Below are 21,978 nucleotides of genomic sequence, written 5' to 3' on the forward strand. Positions count from 1 at the left end.
ATATGTCAAATACGTTAATCGAGTACATAATTATTTTCTAAAATATTTACAATTTGACCTACATGGTCACTCTGCAACATAGAAAAATGGTTAGCATCTATCTCATAGCATTTTAAATTCTCATGAAGCTGCGCCCAGCCCATATCTGCTGCCAATTCTGCTCCCTCAAAGACACGCGTTTCGTTCGCTTTGATGACTTTCACTGGAAAATTAAGTGCGCATTTTTGTAAGCCTATATCCGCATTAAGCTGTGCATGAAAAACTTTCGAAAAGCTTTCTAGTTGCGGCTCTGAGAAGTAGTAGCCTTGGTTACTTAAGTAGTTAGATAACCACGCACTTCGATGTGTTATTGGTAGTTTAATATAAGCGTTAAGTTCGCTTTGTTCCGCTTTCAATGAGAAAAAGTCACATAGATTGTTAAGCAAATATAAATCGCTCTGATCGCGATGCACTTGAGTTACATTTTGCACAGAAACGGGGGTGTCTAAAACATACATAGATACCGCGCTAGCTTGGTCTTGTTTTAGCTGACACGCCATTTCATGCACAATGAAACTACCGAAAGAATGCCCAACAAGGCTTACTCTATCGTTAAGCTTTAGTTTGTTTAATGCACTCACATAATGCTTTGCTGTTGCGCTAAGTGAACTGATTAAATCGTCATCGTGTGCAATTTCGTCCGGTTGTAACCCATACACTGGTATACGCTCATCTAAACGCTCTAAAAGCGCCTGAAATGATATTAATAAACCACCAGCACCAGCTACCAAAACGATGGGCGTATACCCTTTTTGCCCCGCCTGCAAACATACTAATGTAGCTGGCGCATTGCCCATTGAATCACGATTTCTTTTTTGCTGTATTTGCTCGATCACTTTGCTTAAAGATCGGATGGTGCGATTTTTAAAGAGTAACTCGACAGGCAACGAAATACCTATCTGACGGCTTATCTCACCAAGCAAGCGCATCATCAACAGAGAATGCATACCCAAATTAAAAATGTCATCATCAATGCTTGGAAGTTCAACATTAAGCAAGCACGAAATATGCTCAGCAATTGCGATTTGAACGGGAGTCTGCGGAGGAGCGTGTGAAGTCGCATTAACCGTATCATGCAACACGCGCTCAAGTAGTTTAGTCTGGTCAACTTTTCCATTCACCGTTATTGGTAGCTCATCAATCAGCCATAACTTACTCGGTACCATGTAATCCGGTAGTTCGCTTGATAATTGCGTTTTTATCATGTCCTCTTGTAGGTGCTGACTACTTGAAACGACAAAAGCATATAATTGATTGGTTTTTGAGGTATCCTCATGCACGATGACCGAGCACCTTTGTACATGTTCACAGCTCAATATGCATTTTTCGACCTCGCCCAATTCAATGCGATAACCCCTTATTTTGACTTGCTTATCAACACGGCCAATATATTCAATTTCTCCATTTACCGTTACTCTTACCTTATCGCCTGTTTTGTAGAGCCTTTTATTGGTTTGTTCATCAATAATGAAACTTTGTAGGGTTCTTTGTTCATCATGTAAATATCCCCGAGCTAACGCTACACCACTAATGTACAACTGACCGGCGATGTAGTTCGGTAACGCACGTTGATGCCCATCAAGAACATGTAAGTTAACATTTGCGACGGGCTGCCCAATGGGCACCAGTTCACCTTCATAGGTCGTTACATCATTGAGTGTTGCAGATATCGTCGCTTCTGTTGGGCCATAGGCATTTATCAAGCGAATGTTCGCGTCGTAATTGCGCTGCCAAGCAGATAATGCACTGCTTTGCATAGCCTCACCACCAATGGTGATGAGTCGTAATTTATTTGATAAATCAACGCGAATATTACACAACTGATGCCAATAAGCGGTTGGTAAACTCATCAGGGAAATTTCACACTCACGACTGAGCGCACCAAGTGACTCCGTGTTGAGCAGCTCACTTTGTTCAGACATCACCAGTGTTGCGCCGCTTAATAACGTACAGAATACTTCCTCTGCAAATACATCAAAGCTACAACTAGCAAACTGCAGATAGTTGTCGGATGATGAAATAGCATAATTTTGAGTTAAAAACTCGACATAATTCACCACACTTTGCTGCTCAACCATCACCCCTTTTGGTGTCCCTGTTGTGCCTGATGTATAAATTACATAGCACAAGTCGTCGCGATGATAAGGCAGATTAAGCTGAGTTTTTGGCATATGCGCTAATAACGCTTTACTCTTGTGCAAATCGATAACCTGAGTCATAGCAAATTCAGCTTTTTCATTTTGGCTTGTGATCAACGCACTGGCTTTCGCGTTTTCAAGCATAAACCGTCGACGCTGCAGCGGTAATGAAGGCGATATGGGTAAATAAGCCGCGCCTAGTTTTAAACTCGCTAAAATAGCGACAATAAGCTCAAAACCACTTCCTAAGCACACTCCAATGATAGGTTGCGTATTCTTTGTCAAAGTTAACCGCTGGCTAAGGAAATGTGCCAGTTGATTCGCTCGTATATTGAGCTCCTCATAACTCATACTCAAAACGCCGTCACTATGGTAGTACATCAGTGCATCTTGCGTGGCATACTGCTGTGCAATAAATTCAAATTGCTGCTGAAGTGTGTCTTTGAAAGTTTGACTAACACTGCGCTTACCCTGAGCTCCATACAAACGGAACTCTTGAAGGAATAAAGATTTATCCGGCGTGATGTCACCGTCACCGCGCAAAGGTATTTGGCAAAGTAATGTATTTGGACTACTAATAAATGCTTCAAGTAGATGCTGTAGTGTCCCCAGGGCGTCATGAGCTAACTGGTCACTGAACAAAGCGGTGTTATAACACAGTGTCAGTGACAGTGAATCACCGCAACCCACAACGAGTGATATTGGGTAGTGCGTATTATCTTGACTTGCTTGATAAATGACATCGAATGGCAACTGTTCTACATTATTCAGTGGATCAGTGGGGAAGTTTTCAAACACATAAAGCGCATCAAACAATTCCGTACCATTGGGTATATCACTCCAAGTATGTACATCGGTCAGTACGCTGTGCACATGTTGATTTAAACCCGCACTGTTTTGTTTAACTGCTTGCAAGAAGTCAAAAACGCTCGAATTGTGTGGGATATTTATCCGTACAGGCTGCGTATTGATGTACATGCCCACCCGCGTTTCTACTGCATTTAGGTCAGTTGGACGTCCAGACACGGTCTGACCGAACAACGCATATGGCGTATTACAGCAAACGCTAATCCAATAAGCCCACACACTCTGGACCAAGTGATTAACTGTGATGCTATGTTGCTTGGCGAATTCATTTACTTTGCTATTAAATTGTGAGGTCAACGTGAGCTGAAGTTCTTCTAGTGTGCCTTGTTTACCCTTAGCTTGGTTTGCAATTGCTGCGCTCAGTAAGGTCGGCTCATCAACCCCTTTTAAGTAAGTTTGCCAAAAATCTTGAGCTTGGTTGTTACTGGTCTCTTTCAAATAGCCAATATAATCACTAAATCGATCAACCTTATGGCTCGTTCGTATTCCTTCGATACGCGCTTTATAATGTCCTAATAGCTTTGATAATAGTATGGGTATTGACCACCCATCTAAAATCATATGATGGTATGTCCAAATAAATCCACAATGTTCATTACTAAAAGGGATCAAGCACAGCCTCATAGCAGGCGCTGTGCCGAGTTGTACTCCCTGGTTATATTCCTTTTGGGATTGCTCATGTAGATATCGCAGTGCTTCCTCTTCACTCAACACGAAGCGTTCGTCAGAAATAGATAAGGGAATACTTGGCTTTTCGAATACAACTTGCAAAGGCTCCGGGCTTGCCTTGATAAACGCAGTTCGCAAAATGCTATGTTCGGCAATTACTTGCTCCCACGCAAAGCAAAATGCTTCAATGTCAAAATTACCCGAAAACATCATGGCGGTTTGTTCTACATATGGCGTTTGTTCAGATATTGATGTTTGACTATGCAGCCACATACCTTGTTGCAAGGCACTAAGTGGATAAATGTCTTCTATTTGCATACCACGTAAAGGTTCAAGTAAACCTTGTATCTGCAAATTTGATACCCCTTCTAGTAATTTAAAATCACTCGGGGTGAATACTTTCAAGTCAGTTGCTAAATAGGTCCTTTCGATGTCTTCAATGGATTGCTCGAGTAATGCGACAAATTGACTTATTTCATCGTCAGTAAAATTGTTGTTATCGTAGTCAATAGTAACAGACAGGCATTCATTACTGATGGCCGCAGTCATTTGCACCGCATAATATAGGTGGTTAGCTTTGCTATGTAGTGTCCCTATGTGCTCAGGGGCATCTGACAATAAATCTGCATTTTGTAGAGAACCGTCTAACTGACCTAAGTAGTTAAAAAATATCTTGTCTTGCGTATCTATGGATAAGGATGTTTGCACATCAGCGCTAGTATGATTGTATCTCAGCGCACCATAACTACTGGCTATCGCAGACAATTGAGCAACTTGCTCTTTTATGTCACACACTAGCAGCGATATGTCATCTGTATTGCAATAAAGATGTGCCGGATAGAGCGAAGTCAGCCATCCAGTAGTTCTTGTACAATCGAGGTTGTTGCCCAGTAATTCTCGACCATGTCCCTCTAGCATCACGACTTGGCTATTTGTTTGATAATGTCTATATAGGCACCATTGTAAGGCTGCGAGTAAAGAGACTTGTAAATCAACCGAAAATTTAACGCTCCCTTGTGTAAGCAGATTTTGCGTTAGCTGTTTAGAGCATGTAAAACGCGCCTTTCGAAGACCATCTCCATCACTATGGCTCATTTTTTTATTCGCAAACAAGTGAGTTTCTCTACTCACTTTTGCCAAAGACTGCCAGCGGGCTAAATTCGTTTCGTCAGTCGCTAGCTGCTTAAAGAAATTGCCTACGCTTTCGATATTCGCACTTCTTTTTGGCAATTGTGAAGGCAAATGATGAGTAAGCTGATAGAGACTTTGCTGCAAATCTTCTAACAAAATACGCCACGACACTCCATCTATCAACAAATGATGAACAACTAACAATAACCGGTTTTTGCTTTCACCTTCAGGGGTTTTCGCTAAACAAAGTCGAGTCAATGACGAGCCGTCAAAACAAAAACTCGCCTGTAGCTGATCAGCTAATCGTGCAAATGTATCTGGCCAATTAATTTCTAAAGATAAATCTTGGTGCTGCACGTCACAGTCGTAGTGGCTGCTTGGTAATACCTCTAAAACAACATCTGTATTTTGCTCCTTTACCACTAACCGCAATGAGTCATGCTGCTCAATCAAAGCACGCCAAGCAAGCTCAACGTCATCACTCGTCACTTTTTTGTCAATAGACAATAGTAAGGCTTGGTTCCAATGTGAAGGCTGTTCAAAGCTTTGCTCAAAAAACCACTTTTGAATAGGTAACGGTGCAATACTGCCAATAAAAGGAGACTCATCCGTAAATGCGCCCGTTGCAGTAGTCAAAGGTGTCACATTCTCTAATAACTGATACACGCTCGCATGATTAAAAATATCTACCACTTTGAGTTCTAAACCAGCGGCACGCGCTCTGCTTGCAATTTGAATACTTAAAATTGAATCACCGCCACATGCAAAAAAATCATCATGTAAACCAAATTTAGGCATATTGAGTACATCACGATAAATAGTCAGTAGCTGATTACTAAACCCACCGCTTGGCTGCTCACTTTGCTTTGGTGATTCAAACTCACATGAAGTGCGCTTTTGATCTTGTGCAAACTCGGTTAAGGCTTGTGCATCAATTTTGCCGTGTGGTGTTAAGGGAATTTCATCTAGTACATAGTAATGAGTAGGACACATATATCGCGGTAGTGAACCATTGGCGACTTTGGCTAATTTTTCTGGTAGTGATGCTTTATCTTCTCGTAGATCCGTCGTGACAAAAGCAACTAAGCTATTGGTATTACCCCGCGTGAAAATTTGCACAACGCACTCTTGCACTTCACTTACCTGCGTAAGCACATGCTCTATCTCGCTCAACTCAATGCGATAGCCCCTTAGCTTAATTTGGCTATCATTTCTAGCAATGTAGGCAATTCGGCCATTGTGCAGGCGGCGTACTAAGTCACCCGTTTTGTAGGCCCTAACGGGGCGCTTATTAGCCAAATTAAGCGTAACAAAGCGTTCTTCACTAAGATGTATATTGTTTAAATAGCCTCTCGCTAAACCTCGTCCCGCAATATAAAGCTCACCGATCATACCCAAAGGGGTCAACTGCCGATGGTTGTCTAAAATGAATAGCTCTGTGTTATCAATAGGTAGGCCAATATCAGGGGTCTCCTCAGGCGTTGACTCTACAATACCTGAAGTTGCCACTACTGATGTTTCAGTAGGACCATAATTGTTTACCACAGAAAATGGAAATTGGTGCGAATTTAAAGGCCCTAACTTGTCCCCACCGACCAGGAGATATTTTAAGAATTCAGGGGTAAAACTATCATCTGACAGCACAACTTCCGCAATAGGCGTTGCCAAAAAGCAATGTGTTACCTTGTAATGACTCAGTAATGAAGACAATTGCTCTGGGTCGTTTTGTTGAGCTTTAGATATACTCACTACACTTGCCCCAACGCTTAAGTATGGCCATATTTCCCACGTCGCTGCATCAAACGCTATATTCGCTGTTTGTGTGGCTACACTTTGCTCGGTCACTTCAAAAGCCCTTTTGTGCCAACTGCAAAGGTTAACCAGCCCTTGATGAGGGATCATAACCCCCTTGGGTTTCCCAGTAGTGCCCGATGTATAAAGCACATAGGCCAATTGGTCGGCGCGAATACTTGGAAGTTGAACAAAGTTCCTTGTCGCTTCAAGTATTCTGGTTTCATGCTGATAATCATCGATGCATAGGAAGTAATCTCTATCAGGGCAAGTTCCTATCAATTTATCAACATATTCCGTCTGTGAAATAAGCCACTTTGCACCACTGTCTTGAACTATGTGCTCAACGCGAGATAGAGGGTAATTGGGATCAACGGGGACATAACAACCACCTGCTTTCATAACCGCCAGCATCGCAACCACCAAGTCGATACCACTATGCATGCTGATAAGCACACGCTCTTCAAACACCAATCCTTTCAACACAAGATATTTTGCCAGTTCATCACTGCGGTTGTGTAATCGTTGATAGTTTATTTCCTGGCCTGAACAGGGCTCTTTCACAGCCACTAGCGTCCGGCTATCTGCGGCATTGGCAAGCTCTTCAATATACTCAACCACCGAACAGAACTCTGGCAACCCCGTTTGTTTACCACATATTGCGTATTCATTCGTATGCGCCTCATCCGTTAACGGAATTGAACCTACGGCCTGTTGTGGTCGGTTAAGTACTTGCTTAACAAGTACTTCAAATGCTAGTGAAAGCGTTTCAATCGTTTTCCTTTCAAATAACGAGGTGTTATAAGCCCAGCTAAAGCGCAACCCTTTATCTTGTTTAGAACAACTCAGTTCTATATCAAACTTCACTTTTGTAGCCGACGCTTGTTGTGCATTTATTGTTATGCTCGGCAAATGTAACTCAGTATCGAGGTCTGGATTAAGCGAAAAAGACAGCTGAAAAACACTTTGATGAGATAAGTCTCGATTAAGCCCTAAGCTTTCAACTATTTGCTCAAAGGGCATAGCATGGTGTAGATGTATTTCTTGCAAAACTGCTTTTTGCTGGAGCAGTAAGGCTTCAAAACTCATAGAATCACTAAACTGCGTTCTAATCGGTAGCGTATTGACAAAGAAACCGATAAGGGCATCTAATTGGCTGTGTTCTCGACCTGAAAATGGAGAACCAATGACTACATCGTGAGTTTGGCTTAAACGCGCCACGAGCAATGAGAATGCGCTATGTAGCCAAGTAAATGTTGTAATATCCAAACGCTGACAATGCGCTCTAAGTTGTGATGTCAGTATTTCATCGAAATATTGGACATGCACATCGCCATTCGTTTTTAACTGTTTAGTGCGTGGGTTGTCCAAGGGTAATTGATGAATTGGCGGTGCACCTTTCAAATGCTTTAACCAAAATAGGTTATCTGATTCCAGCCTTTTACCAGCCAAACTATCGCGCTGCCAACTGGCATAATCGGCATACTGGATAGCAAGGGGTTCACGTAAAAACTCGGGAAGCGCTTGCTCATGAGCAAAGCATTGATAGTAGTGCGTAAACTCTTTCACTAAAATATCTAACGACTTTGCGTCAGAGGCGATATGGTGCGTGTTTATCAGCAACTTATATGCCTCACGACTTTCCTTAACCAACACAACCCTAAGCATTAAGTCCTGCTCTAAATCAAAGGGTGTTTGTCCATCATCTCGTAATACTTTTAGCCACAGTCTTTGCTTTTGTACTTCATTAAGTGCACTGGCATCGACATATTGCACCGGGTTTAAAGGTAAATCAGATATAACCTGATGCGGCTCCCCATTACTGAGCGACCTTATATTGGTTCTCAACACCTCATGACGCATTACAATGGCGTTCCAAGCCTGTGTAAACGCATCTACATTTAATCTTCCTTTGATATCAAATGCAGCGCTCATATGATATTCGAGGCTACCTTGTTGGATTTGATCTATGCTCCACAGCCGCTGTTGCGCAAACGACAGAGGCAATGGCTGATCTTTGGAAACAATTGGGATCTGAGTTACTAGCTCGGCAGAATCGTTATTTTGTTGAGCATAAAGCGCAAGGCTCTTAACTTGAGGCTGTTGGAATAAATCCTTCAAAGAAATGTTCAGCTTTGCTCTTTCACGTAAATGCGTCACCAGCTGAGTGGCTAATAGTGAATGACCGCCCAGCCGGAAAAAATGGCCTTCACGCCCGACTTTTGATACCTGTAATACCTGTTCAAAACATTCAGCAATGATCTGTTCAACAGGACTTCTTGGAGGACAAAACTGTTCTTTTTCATCTTCGTCTATGTCCAGTGCCAATAGCGCCTTTTTGTTCACTTTGCCATTATGTGTCAGTGGTATCGTGTCTACAGCAACAAAACCACTTGGCAACATAAATTCGGGCAGAGTTAAACGCAGGTACTGCTTAAGCTGACTGCTTAGTGAATCAAATTGCGCTTGTTTATTGACCACCGCAAAAGCACAGATCCGTGCGCCAGTGTGGTGTGTCTTATCTAGCAATACAGCAACTTCATCTAACCAAGGATGCGTTCTTAGTTGATTTTCAATTTCTCCAAGTTCAATGCGGTACCCTCGTACCTTTACCTGATCATCCGCTCGCCCAATGTAAACGAGTTCGCCATTTGGTAAATAACGAACAAGATCTCCCGATTTATACAGTTTCTTACCCGCATCATGAGAGTAAGTATCCTCGATAAAGCGTGTTTGATTGAGCCCTTCACGTTGCCAGTAGCCTCTGCAAACGCCCTCTCCACCAACGTATAACTCACCAATAGCGCCTACTGGTAGCAATTGCTGTTCTTTATCCAACACATAACAAAATGTTGTCGGAATGGGCTTGCCGATGTTGCTTGTACCTCGCTCTATTTCTTGCTGTGTGATTTTTTTATACGTTACATGGACAGTTGTTTCCGTGATCCCATACATGTTGATGAGTTGACACCGTGTGAACTGTTGTGACCAAGGCTTTATTTTGGATGGCGATAATGCTTCTCCACCAAAAATAACGTAACGAATGTGACAATCTGACAGCGATTCTTCTGGCATAGCCAAAAGGCTCTGCTGAAGCACATAAAATGCACTGGGTGTTTGATTCAATACGGTTACTTGGTTATCCAATAAACATTGTGCGAATGCTTGCGAGTCTTTACTTGTTTCTTGGTTTATTACAACCAGCTTGCCACCAAACAGCAACGCCCCATACATTTCCCATACCGAGAAATCAAAACAAAATGAATGAAATAGCGTCCATATATCTGAACTACTAAAATCAAATAGGCTAGGCTCAGTAAACAGTAACCGCACCACATGACGGTGCTCAATCTGCACACCTTTTGGTTGGCCTGTGGTACCAGAGGTATAAATGATATAAGCCAAGTCTTCGGGTCGTACACCAACATCGGGCGTCACGTTCTGGAAGTTTTTATCATACTCAAGGTCATCGATATTAATAACCTTCTCAGCGAGACTAGAAAATTCTACGGCACAACTTTGATCACAAATCAAAAAGTCACTATCGATGTCTTTGACAATATAGTTGATACGCTCAAGCGGATATTGTGGGTCAATAGGTACATAAGCGGCCCCCACTTTAATGGTAGCCAACAAGGACACAACTAACTCGTTTGTACGACTTACACTAATCGGAATACACAATCCAGGTTTAACACCCTGTTGAGCTAATGTATAGGCTAGATTATCTACTTTAAGTGCCAGCTGACTGTAAGTAAGCTGCGACTGACCATCAGTGAGCGCGATATTATCAGGATATTTTTTGCATACCTTATCAAACAAACTAACAAGGGTTTCATTTTGTGGCCATTGCGCACGCTTAGCACTACTTTTTAGCAATAGTTCATGGCGCTGTTGGTCATTCAACAACGGAAGTTTTGCGCAAGGTGTATCTGAGTTGATTAAAGTATGACTAAGCATTACTTCAAAACTGTTTGCCCAGTTCTGTATCGTTTCTAAATCATACAGCGCACTATCAAATTTCCAATTAAGCGTTGCACCTTCTTGATTTAATTGAACATTCAATTCTAAATCACATTTGATTGCACAGCTTTGCGTCGAAGAGCTGACGATTGGCTCTACGACTACGCCTGGTAGATTAAACGCACGGTCTTGATTTTGCTCTAGCGTAAATAAAATTTGTACCAAGGGATGATGACTCAAATCTCGTTCGCATTTCAACCCTTCAACCAATTTATCAAACGGCATTTCTCGGTACTCAAATGCCTGTAAAATGGTCTCTTTTTGAATTTTTAGCCATTCATTAAACGGTAACTCATCGTGCAATTGACCATGGACCACCAGTGTATTAACAAATAAACCTATGAGGTCTGCCAGCTCAGGCTGACTTCGGCCCAAGACAGGCGTACCAACGGCCACACTGTCACTTTGACTTATCCGGCCAATAAACAGCATAAAGCAGCTTAAAACCCACATAAATGGTGTAACACCGGACTTACTCGCTTGCGTTTGTAAATTCGAGATGGATAAAGAACTAAGCTGTTGGCGAAATATCTGGCCCTGTAACTTTTGAACCGCAGGCCTTGCTCTATCACAGGGCAAAGACTGAATAGGTTCTATATCGGCAAGCTTCTCTTGCCAAAAAGCGCTGATTTGCTGCAATCGCTGCGGTGTAAAATTTTCTCGCTGCCAGTTTGCGTAGTCCGCATATTGCAGTTCGAGTTTTGGTAGAGTGAGCCTTTGTTCTCCGGTTAAAAAAGCACTGTAAAAAGCAACAATTTCACCAACTAAACAGGCCAAAGATGCACCATCTGAAATAATATGATGCATATTAAAAGCAAGCCAATGCTGTTCATTATCCGATACAAGTAACACGCGCAATAAAGCGCCTGTCGATAAATCAAAAGGCTCATCGAAGTACGTCTGCTTGAGCTTGTTTGAAAAGGCAAGCTTGTCGCTTTCTTCAAGCTCGCTGATATCGTGCCAAGTAAAAGGCGTTGCTATTGACTCAGATATTACCTGATGCGGTAGCCCTGTTTCGTCCTCAACAAAGTTCGTTCTTAGGATCTCATGGCGTTCAATGACCTTAGATATCGCATACTCAAACCCAGCTACATTTAACTTGCCTTGTAATTTGAATTCGGCCGGCATGTAATACTGCTTTGACCCCTGCAACTGCTCGATAAACCACAACCCTTCTTGCGCGAAACTTAAAGGGATGGGCACTTGCCTAGGCACCTTTTCGAGCCGTTCAACTTGGCTTATTTTGTTTTTAGTATTCGTAAAATGCTGCTTCTGAAAGTACTCAATAATATCTGCTTTATTAGCAACAACCCGCGCTTTTAAGTCTTCAGGAAAACCCTGTTTTTGCTTAAAAGCCAGTCCACCGTTTTTTTCGTATAACGTAACACCGGCTTCAAGTGCCTCGGCTATCAAGCTTTCTATCATTAAAGTTTGTTCATTCATTACAAAAACATCTCTTCAGAATTGTCCGTTTCACTGTCTTTGGGGTTTGCCTCGTTGACTGCTTGAGAGATGGCATACCATTGAGAAAGCGCCATTATCGTTGGGCGTTCAAATAGCACCCTTGTCGGCATATCAATATCTAGCTGTTCTTTTATGAGTGCCACACATTGTGTTGCCAGCAAGGAATGCCCACCTAGCGCAAAAAAGTCATCCGTTATCCCCACCGAAGGCACATCAAGGATTGAGATAAAAATGCTTTGTAACGATTGCTCAAACTCGTTACGCGGGCTTATATTTTGAGTCGGCGTTAAGCACTGAGCCGAAATTGCTTTCAGTTTACGATGGTCTTTTTTGCCATTACTGGTGACAGGCATTTCATCTAATACAATAAAGCGACTGGGCAGCATGTAACTGGGTAACACGTGCAAAAGCTCCGACATAAGCGTTGCAGCGAGCTCTTTACTCAAAATGCTTGGTAATTCACTGTTTTCGTTTAAGACAGATGACAATAATTGAGCGCTAGGCAACAAAAAGGCCTCGAGGTTGTCGCCCTTTTCATCAAGCGCGACAAAAGCTTGCTCAATTTGTGCAAGCTTATGCAACTGGCTTTCGATATCAGCTAGCTCAATGCGATAGCCGCGAAGCTTTATTTGATGATCCACGCGTCCAAAAAACTGCAAGTATGCTGGTGCTTGGTTGTTATCCGCAACCCAACTTACCTTGTCACCACTACGATAAAACCGCTTTAACTGCCCGTGTTCGCCAAAAGGCAACATCACAAACTTTTCCTCGGTTAACGTACTTTTGTTCAGATAACCTGAAGAGAGGTTTTCTCCCCCAATATACAACTCACCAACCACACCGATGGGAGCAAGTTGCTGGTTTTCGTCTAAAACCAACAGCTGTGTATTAGCAATAGGCGTACCTATTGGTACCGAGGTTTTACGCGTTTGATTCAACTTGGTCAGTTTGTGTGCATCACAGTGGAATAGACTCGTGCCAACGGTCGTTTCCGTTGGGCCATATTCATTGTACCAGTCGCAATTGGGTAGCTTCTCAACTAGTTTATTAAGCAATTGCATATTAAATGCCTCACCACCAACCACAACTTGATGTAACGCTTCACCGCTCTCTTTTGGTGCATAGTCAATCATGCCTTGTAAATGCGCTGGTGTTAGCTTGAATAATGATGGACGTGAATCGAATAGCTTTATTGCCAATATTTCTAGCAGTTCATCTCCATCGCTAAGCATTTCAACACAAAGCCCTTTGAGCAAAGGCGCCCAAATTGCGGTTACCGTTGCATCAAACGCAAGCGGTGTGCTAACAACACTGCGAGCTATGTGTTCTGGTAAATAGTGTGTTATGGCATGGTCTAGATAAAGCGCAAGGTTTGCATGGGTGATCGCGACACCTTTGGGCTGCCCTGTTGTACCCGATGTGTAAATCACATAGGCTTGCTGATCAGGATGTACAACTGGCCAACTTGTTAACAGCGGTGTATTTTCCCATTGAGTTGTATCATCAATGGCTAGCACACAGATGTCAGGCACATCAACTAATAACGCTTGGGTTGTGATCAGTATTCGCGCGTCGCTATCTTGTATAATATAAGCACAACGGGATTTAGGTAGTTTTGAGTCAATGGGAATATACGCAGCGCCTAGCTGCAACACTGCCAACATTGCGATTATTGAATCGCATGATGGTGGTATACAAATCGCGACATAATCCCCAGGCTTCACATTTTGAGTCACGAGATAACTTGCAAGTTGTGCTGACTTTCGTTGCAGCTGTTGATATGTGAGCTCAATACCATAGGCATCTGATATCGCAATTTGCTCGGGATTTTGTTGTACAACAGCGTCAAAACGCGCATGAATTGGCGTTTTGTCGTACGGCTTTTGCAGTTGATGCACATTTAATAATTCATGCGCTTGCCTTTGACTTAGCAAAGGTACTTGCTCAATGACCAGATTGGCGTTTTCGGCTAATTGACTCACCAATGTGTAAAACGCTTCAGACATCGCAATAACAGTCCGCTCTTTAAACAAACTCGTACTGTAGTTCCATCGTAATTCTATACCCCGTTCACATTCCATCGCGTTTAATTCCAAATCAAACTTCATATTGTGATGTGTAGGTTGGATAAGCGAAATATCCAAATCTGGCAATGTAAACTCTGTCTGTTCATTGTTTTGCAGCGCAAATAAAATCTGGAAAAGTGGCTGATGACTTAACTCTCGCTCTGGTTGAATTAACTCTACCACTTTTTCAAACGGCGCAGATTGGTGGGTAAAGGCGTCAATAATAATCTGTTTTTGCTGTAGCAAAAATTCGTTAAAGCGAGTGTTCGTTTTCGTACTAGAACGGATCACGATGGTATTAACAAAAAAGCCTATGAGATCTTTAACTTCACTCTGCTCCCGCCCTGCAACTGGAGAACCAATTAACACATCCGTCGCCCCGCTATATCGCATCACAAATAGTGCAAATACACTTTGCAGCCACATAAACAACGTGACGTCGTGGGCTCTACACTGTTCATTGATAAGCGTGACAAGGTTGTTAGGAATAAAGCATGTATAACTTTGACCAGACAAAGATTGTACTTTGGGTCTAGGAAAATCTAACGGTAGCTGATGTAATGATGGACAATCAACAAGTTGCTGTTGCCAATACGAAAGCGAAGCGCCTACTTTAGCTTTGTGAGCCCCACTTCTTTGCCAGTAAGCAAAGTCTGCATATTGAACGCCAAGTGGATGCGCTTGCTCAAGTGACAGCGTATAATTCACCTCGCCCGAAAAATGCCGATAAAAAGCAACAAACTCTTTCGTCAACAATGACATTGACCATCCATCACTGGCAATATGATGCATATTAAAGTGCAAGTAATAACGTGTGGGTGATAAGCAAAACAAGTTAACCCTTAGCAGCACGTCACAAGTCAGATCAAAAGGCGCAGATTCACAGGCACTTAGAAGCGCTTGTAATTTTGTCTGCTGGTCGTAAATATTTGTCTCAGGTAGCTCTGATACAAGCAACGGCACTTGAAATTTGTCATTAATGACTTGCTCAGGTTCTTCCCCTTTACTGCCGGGTATTATTATCGTGCGTAACACTTCATGTCGCTCGATTATTTGCTCAAGCGCTTTGCTAACTGCTTTAATATCAAGACGACCAGTAATTTCAAATGTCGCTGGCATATGATATTGGACACTTCCTTGCTGTAACTGGTCAATTAACCAAACACGTTGTTGAGCATACGATAGTGGAAGGCGTTGAGCTCGCGATACCGGAGCTATGCGATTCTCACTCATTATAGGAGCACATGATTCTAGCGCGATCGCTAACGTATTCACACTTGGTGTTTTAAATAGCTGCTCTAAAGTGATGTCATAATGCTTGTCTTGACGTATTTGATTAATAAGCCGAATAGCGAGTAAAGAGTGACCACCGAGTTCAAAAAATCCATCTGTGAGTGTTATATCTTCACGTTTTAAAAGTTTTGTAAATGCCTGTAATAAATAAGCTTGTAACGGGCTTAGGGTGCTTAAATCCACTCTTTCTGATGCTAGTTTGTCCTCTGCAACCAAGTGATCTTGCAATGCTTTTAGATCAACCTTGCCGTTACGGTTAATAGGAATTTCACTGACTTGGTCAAAGCGACTCGGGATCATATAGGGTGGTAAGCATGTCGCTAAAAAAGCTTTAAGATGCGTAATATCAACGGAATTCGCTTTATCGCAGCAAAAGTGCAAACATAATGTTTCTTGCTCCTTGTTATACGTTACCGCGGAGTCTTTAATTGCGGGAAATGAATTGGCATGGTGGCATATCGCGCCAACGTTTACACGATAACCTCGTAGCTTAAGTTGTTCATCTTTTCTGCCACAATATCGTAAATATAGATTGCCGGTTTGGCTAACTTCAACCCATTTCACCATATCACCGGTACGATAAAATCGCTGTTGAGTGCCTGAATCATGTAACGTAACATCTATAAATGCCCGTTCATTCAAGTCATCACGATTGAGATATCCCGAGCTGACGACGCTTCCCCCTATGAGTAGCTCACCAACACTATTGATAGGTGCTGGCTTGCCGAACTTATCAACAACCATCATCGTCGCGCCATGAATAGGTAAACCGATTGGAATATCTGTATAGCGATTGATAACCTCTATTGGTTGCGAAGGCTCAACAACATGAACACTCGAGCCTACCGTTGTCTCAGTTGGACCATATTCGTTAATGATCCGACCATTTGGCAAATGCTTTCTTAGCTGTACAACCAATTCACTCGTCAAGGCTTGCCCACCTATGACTAAAGTATGGGCATTCATACACGGCTTTGCGGTGGAAAGTAGATTGATAATGCGCAAGTGTGCTGGCGTGATCTTAAACAGCATAGGTTGCGTTGAGTTCATCATCAGCGAGTGTAAAGTCGACATTTGCTGCGCGCCTGCAGGTACAATATTTACCGTTAAGCCTTTAACTAGTGGTGGGATCAAAGACGTTACAGTGGCATCAAATGCCAAAGGTGTGCTGACGACGGAAGTACTCAGCAAAGGTGTTTCTTGGAAATATTGATCGATTGCATGCGCTAGATAGGTATTTAAATTATCATGGCTGATGGCAACGCCCTTCGGCCGCCCCGTCGAGCCCGAAGTATAAATGATATAACACAACTGCGTACTATCGATTGGTACATCATGCTGTACTGCGCAGGTCGGATAGCCGGAAAAGTTTGACTCTTCGTCGAACAAATCATCGAGTAACAAAAAGTCGGTACCACTGTCTATTAATTTTTCACTGTCTGCGCTAAATGCCAAAATCATCGACATTTGAGCGTCTTCAACAATTGCCGCGAGTCCATTGACTGGCGTGTCCATATGTAACGGTACATAGACATGGTTAGCCTTTAAGATAGCCAACATGACAGTGACCATTTCAGGACAAGATGGAAGCAAGATACCAATACGACTTTGTGGCTCAAATTCCATTTCCATAAAACAGTGGGCAAGCCTATTTGCACTCTCCTCTATGCGCGAATAGCTGATCTTTGTGTCATTACATTGCACGGCCACTTTTTGAGGATACAAGGCCGCAATCTGCGAAAACTTCTGCTCCCAACGCTTAGAATGAGATAATTCAATATCCAGTGTTTGCGCAAACTCTAATAAACGTTTGCGTTCATTGATAGGACATAACTGAATTTCTTTAAACGATTTAAGTGGCGTTTTCAGGCACTGCTCAAGTACATAACAATACTGCTCAAAAAAGCGCTCAATGCTCGCGTCTAACCAAAGAGCGCTATCGAACAGCCACTCCGTTTTAAGTCTATCGCCTTCATCAATAATACTGACTTCTAGGTCGAGTTTGGCATGACGTGTTGTCACCTCGTAATTATCAACTGCTAAGCCTTGTAGCTTAAGTGTCTCATTCACCTGATTATTTACACGAAATACGATTTGCATAAGCGGGTGGATAGCAATACTGCGCTCACCCGATAGTTCATCCACAAGTAAGTCAAAGGGAATTTGTTGATGCGCGATTGCATCCGATAACGTGACTTTGCAACTTGCCAACACCTGTTCAAATGTTGCCTCGTCGGTAAATTCATTTTTGAGCACCAACGTATTAATAAAATTACCAATAATGGCTTCAAATTCTTTTCGTTCTCGGCCCGAAACAGGCGTGCCTATAATACTAAATGATTGGCCGCTCGCTCTACTAAGCCAAAGATTAAAGACGGTGTGCAACACCAAAAATAAAGAGTTCCCTGATTGCCCGACATACTGCTTAACTAATGATGAGAGAGTCGAAGGTAAATGACGAACAAGCAGCCCGCCGCCTTGAAGCTTGGTATTGCCTCGCTCAAAATCGGTTGGTAATTCATGAACTTTAGGAAGTTGTGCTAATTTTTCTTGCCAATAATCCAAGTCACGCTGCCATCCCCCTTTTTGTTCTTGTTCTCGTTGCCAAAGTGCAAAGTCAAGATAGCTGTGTGAAGGTGTGGATATTTGCCCATGTTCATTGAGTAAACGCGTTTGATATGCCTGTGAAAGCGCTTGGCAACACAAAGCAATCGACCAGCCGTCAGAGGCAATATGATGCATAGTGACCATCAATAAATGATTAAGATCACCAAGCTCAATCAGCTGGGCTCTTATTAGTAAATCTTTGCTAAGGTCAAAACTGAGCTGATAATCCTGATCTATGATTTCGTCAATTGCTTGCGCTTGTAAAGTTTCAGGCATCCCACTTAGCGACTGTGTCTTCAAGTGAAATTGCCATTGAGGGTTATACCTTTGAATCAGCTCCCCATTGGCGTCAGTAAAAAAGTTAAAAGCAAGGACCTTATGCGCATCTATGACATCTGCAAATGAGCGCTCCAGCGCTTGCAGATCAACCACACCCGACAAAGTAAACACACCTTGTAAGTTGTATTGACGACTATGTCCTTGCATCTGATCTACAAACCACAAACGCTGCTGAGAAAACGACAACGGAAATTGACCGTCGTAGCTGCTCATTGCATACACAGAGTCACTAACAAAGTCCATTGGCTGAGCTTCAAGATATTGCGCAATATCAGCCACAGTAGGATTTGCAAATACTGCTTTAAGTGACATGGGGTAACCCAATTCATCACGGATACAATTGATTAATTTCATCGCCAACAATGAATGGCCGCCAATGGCAAAGAAGTCATCGTGAATGCCTACATTGACGCATTCGGTCAGCTGCGTAAAAATTTCCACCAGTTGCGTTTGCAATGGCGTAGTCGGCGCCACATAAACTGATTGGGTGATTTGAACAGTGCGTTGCGCCAGTTCTTTACGGTCAATTTTCCCGTTAGTCAGCATTGGTAACTGCTCACAGAGCACCAATACGCTTGGGATCATCGGCTCTGGCAACAAAGCTTTGAGCGCGATTTTGATGTCGTGCATTAGTTGCGTGTCGGTCCTATTTGTCTCATAAGCGACAACGTGACCCACTAACACGGCTTGCTCAGCAATGAATTTGCACGTAACGGCTGCATTACTAACAATAGCAAGTGACTTTAGCTTCGCCTCTACATCTAATATATCAACTCTAAAACCCCGTATTTTCGGCTGGTTATCCAAGCGTCCAAGATACTCCAGCTCTCCACATGCATTCACTCTCACCTTGTCACCAGTGCGATAAAATCGCACCGGCTCATCGTTATCACCACTTAACGTTATAAATGCGTCTTCACTCATTTTTACTTCATTAATGTAGCCAAGCGCTAAACTTGCACCACCAATGTATAACTCACCGGGCATGCCTTGTGTGACAGGCCGCTGCGATGCGTCTAGCACCAACGTCTGTACATGCGCGAGCGGCTTACCAATGCTAAAGCTACCCCAATTGGTTGTTGAGTCTGAGCTCAAGACATTACAGGTTACCCCGATACAAGATTCTGTAGGACCATAATGGTTAACGAGCACGGCATTAGGGTATAACGCACGAATTTGTGCGACAGTCTGTTCGGTGAGTGGTTCACCGCCTAACACCCACTGTTTTATTGGTGGCAAATGGTCCGCAGTACGTAAAAAGGGCAACAACTCTGACGCGAACGATGGCGTAATTTTTATAAAGTTAGTTTGTGTTCGCGCCAATTGCGCAATCATGTCATTAGGCTCTAAATGACCTGATTCTGTCTGGTTTAGTATCACCGTGCCGCCACTTGCTAAAACTGGGTAAATACCGGTTAAGCAAAGATCAGTTGCTAAACCTGTCACTACGGCCGAGCGGGTATTTTCATCAAAGGATAAGACCTGCGAGATACTGGCTACATAATGAGATAGCGCATTGTGCGAGAGCATAACACCTTTTGGTTTGCCGGTTGTACCTGAAGTAAAGATCACATACGCACAATCATCGCTGTTTAGTTTTACCTCTGGACTTGCATGTGCCCTTTGATCGGCAACTAATTCTGTCAACGAGTGAACGATAACATCAACTTCATCTAACCCCACCCGAATGCCTTGCTTTAGTGCAAATTCATTTAATACGACAACGTTTTTGCAAGTGGCTTGTTTAAGTAATTCAATGATGCGTTCAGTGGGTGTGTTTATATCAATAGGTAAATACGCGCGGCCGCTGAACATAACGCCCAACATAGCAACAATTGACTCGCTATGGCCATCCACCAAAATGGCAACAAAGCGCTCATTAGCAAATGCATCTTGTTGGTTAATATTGCTTGCTAGTGCTGAGCTTTGAGCGATAAGTTGCGTGTAGCTTAGCGATTTATCCCCATCAATTAGCGCAATTTGGCTTGGCTTTGACTCGGCTGTAGAGGCTATCAGTTCAGGTAAAGGCGTTAATAACGCATGCTTGTGACTTCGTATAGGATTTATTTGATGACTTGGCAGCACAAGTTCACTCAAATTTAGCTCAGTGTCACTACAAAGCGCCTTAACTAAAGCTTCATAGTCTTGACCCATGCGCTCTATCAATACGTCGTCAAATAATGACGCACTATAATCAAAAACACATTCCAACCCTTGAGCACTTTCATTGATAGTCAAAGTCAAATCAAACTTAGCAGTATCATTATCAAGTGGATGTAAACGCGCTGATAAGCCATCAGCTGATAAGGTATCAAGCGCTACCCCGTTATAATTAAACAAAACTTGGAACAGCGCAGAATGAGCACTGGATTTGGGTAAATTTAGCTTGCTGATGATGTCTTCTATGGCAACATTTTGATTAGCCAACGACTGCTTTACCAAATTTTGCGTCAATGCGACGAGCTGTGTGAAACTCTGCTCACTTGGCAGCTTAAGTCGCAAGGGTAATGTATTGATAAAACATCCGATCATTGAATCGAACTCGCTCTGATCGCGATTTAAAACTGGTACACCAATCGTAATGTCAGATTGTTGGCTGTATCGATATAGCAAGCCATAAAAAGAGGCGATTAAGACAACAAACCGAGTTGCACCTAAGTGGGCACAGACAGTATCGACATGCGTAAGTATTTCTTGATCGAGCACAAAGTGAACATGACTACCGTGATACGTTTTGTTTGAAGCCCTTGGATAGCAAGTGGGTAACTCAAATAAGCTCATACCCAAAAGCGATGTTTGCCAATAGTGTAGCTGCGCTTGATACTCATCGCTTTGGCGATACTGTCGCTCCCAGTGCACGTAATCTAGGTATTGTAAAGCCCCCTCGTCATCCAATGATAACTCAGCCAGCTCATCAAGTAAGGCTTGCACGAATAATCCGACAGACCAACCATCGGCGATAATGTGGTGCATCGCAACATAAAACCAACGTCCCTTTTCCTGCCTTTCTCCCGTGATCAAAACCGCACGAAGTAATAACTCTTCACTCAAATCAAAGCTGTATGTAAGTTCATCTCGCAATAAGTGAGCAATGCTTTCTTTGCAATCCAAACCCTTGGTTTCCAATGTACTAAGGCTAAGATAATGTGAATCATTTACCTTTTGCACTGGGCCGTTTTCACCCATTGCAAAGTTGCTTCTCAATATCTGATGTTTTGCCAATAGACGATTAAGCGCCTGTTCTAAAGTTGCTTCTTCTAGCGGTTGTGAAAACTCAATAAGGCCAGACATATTGTATGCAGCCGAATTCTCTTCATATTCAGAGATAAACCAGATCCGCTTTTGGGCGCTTGATAATGGACCTTGTTTTTGGTCATGCTGTTGCATGTAAGCAATCAGTGCCGTTTTATTTGCTTTAATACGCGTCAGATGCTCACTTGGTACAGCACTTAGCTTAGTTCGAAGCTTTAAGCGTCCATCTTGTAGATAAATATAAATGCCTAAACTATCTAACTCATCCAACAGGTTTTTAATTGCTAAATTATCCATTC

General features: G+C 42.7%; 2 protein-coding genes. Both read right to left on the reverse strand.

The window, feature by feature from the left end; all coding sequences use genetic code 11:
• Positions 1–14: 14 nt before the first annotated feature.
• Positions 15–12,101 carry an amino acid adenylation domain-containing protein gene (locus ACW689_RS05490; RefSeq protein WP_476289135.1) on the reverse strand — a complete coding sequence of 4,029 codons (12,087 nt, stop codon included), beginning with the start codon at positions 12,099–12,101 and terminating at the stop codon, positions 15–17.
• Positions 12,101–21,976, reverse strand: a complete 9,876-nt coding sequence (locus ACW689_RS05495; RefSeq protein WP_476289137.1) for an amino acid adenylation domain-containing protein — start codon at positions 21,974–21,976, stop codon at positions 12,101–12,103. Before ACW689_RS05495 ends, ACW689_RS05490 begins: the two co-directional genes overlap by 1 nt.
• Between the last annotated feature and the right edge of the window lie 2 nt (positions 21,977–21,978).

The sequence above is a fragment of the Pseudoalteromonas sp. ABE4_541 genome (assembly GCF_056312285.1).

Coding starts and splice junctions, on each gene's coding strand:
- ACW689_RS05495 (WP_476289137.1), bottom strand. CDS start 21,976: ATGGATAATTTAGCAATTAAAAACCTGTTGGATGAGTTAGATAGTTTA.
- ACW689_RS05490 (WP_476289135.1), bottom strand. CDS start 12,101: ATGAATGAACAAACTTTAATGATAGAAAGCTTGATAGCCGAGGCACTT.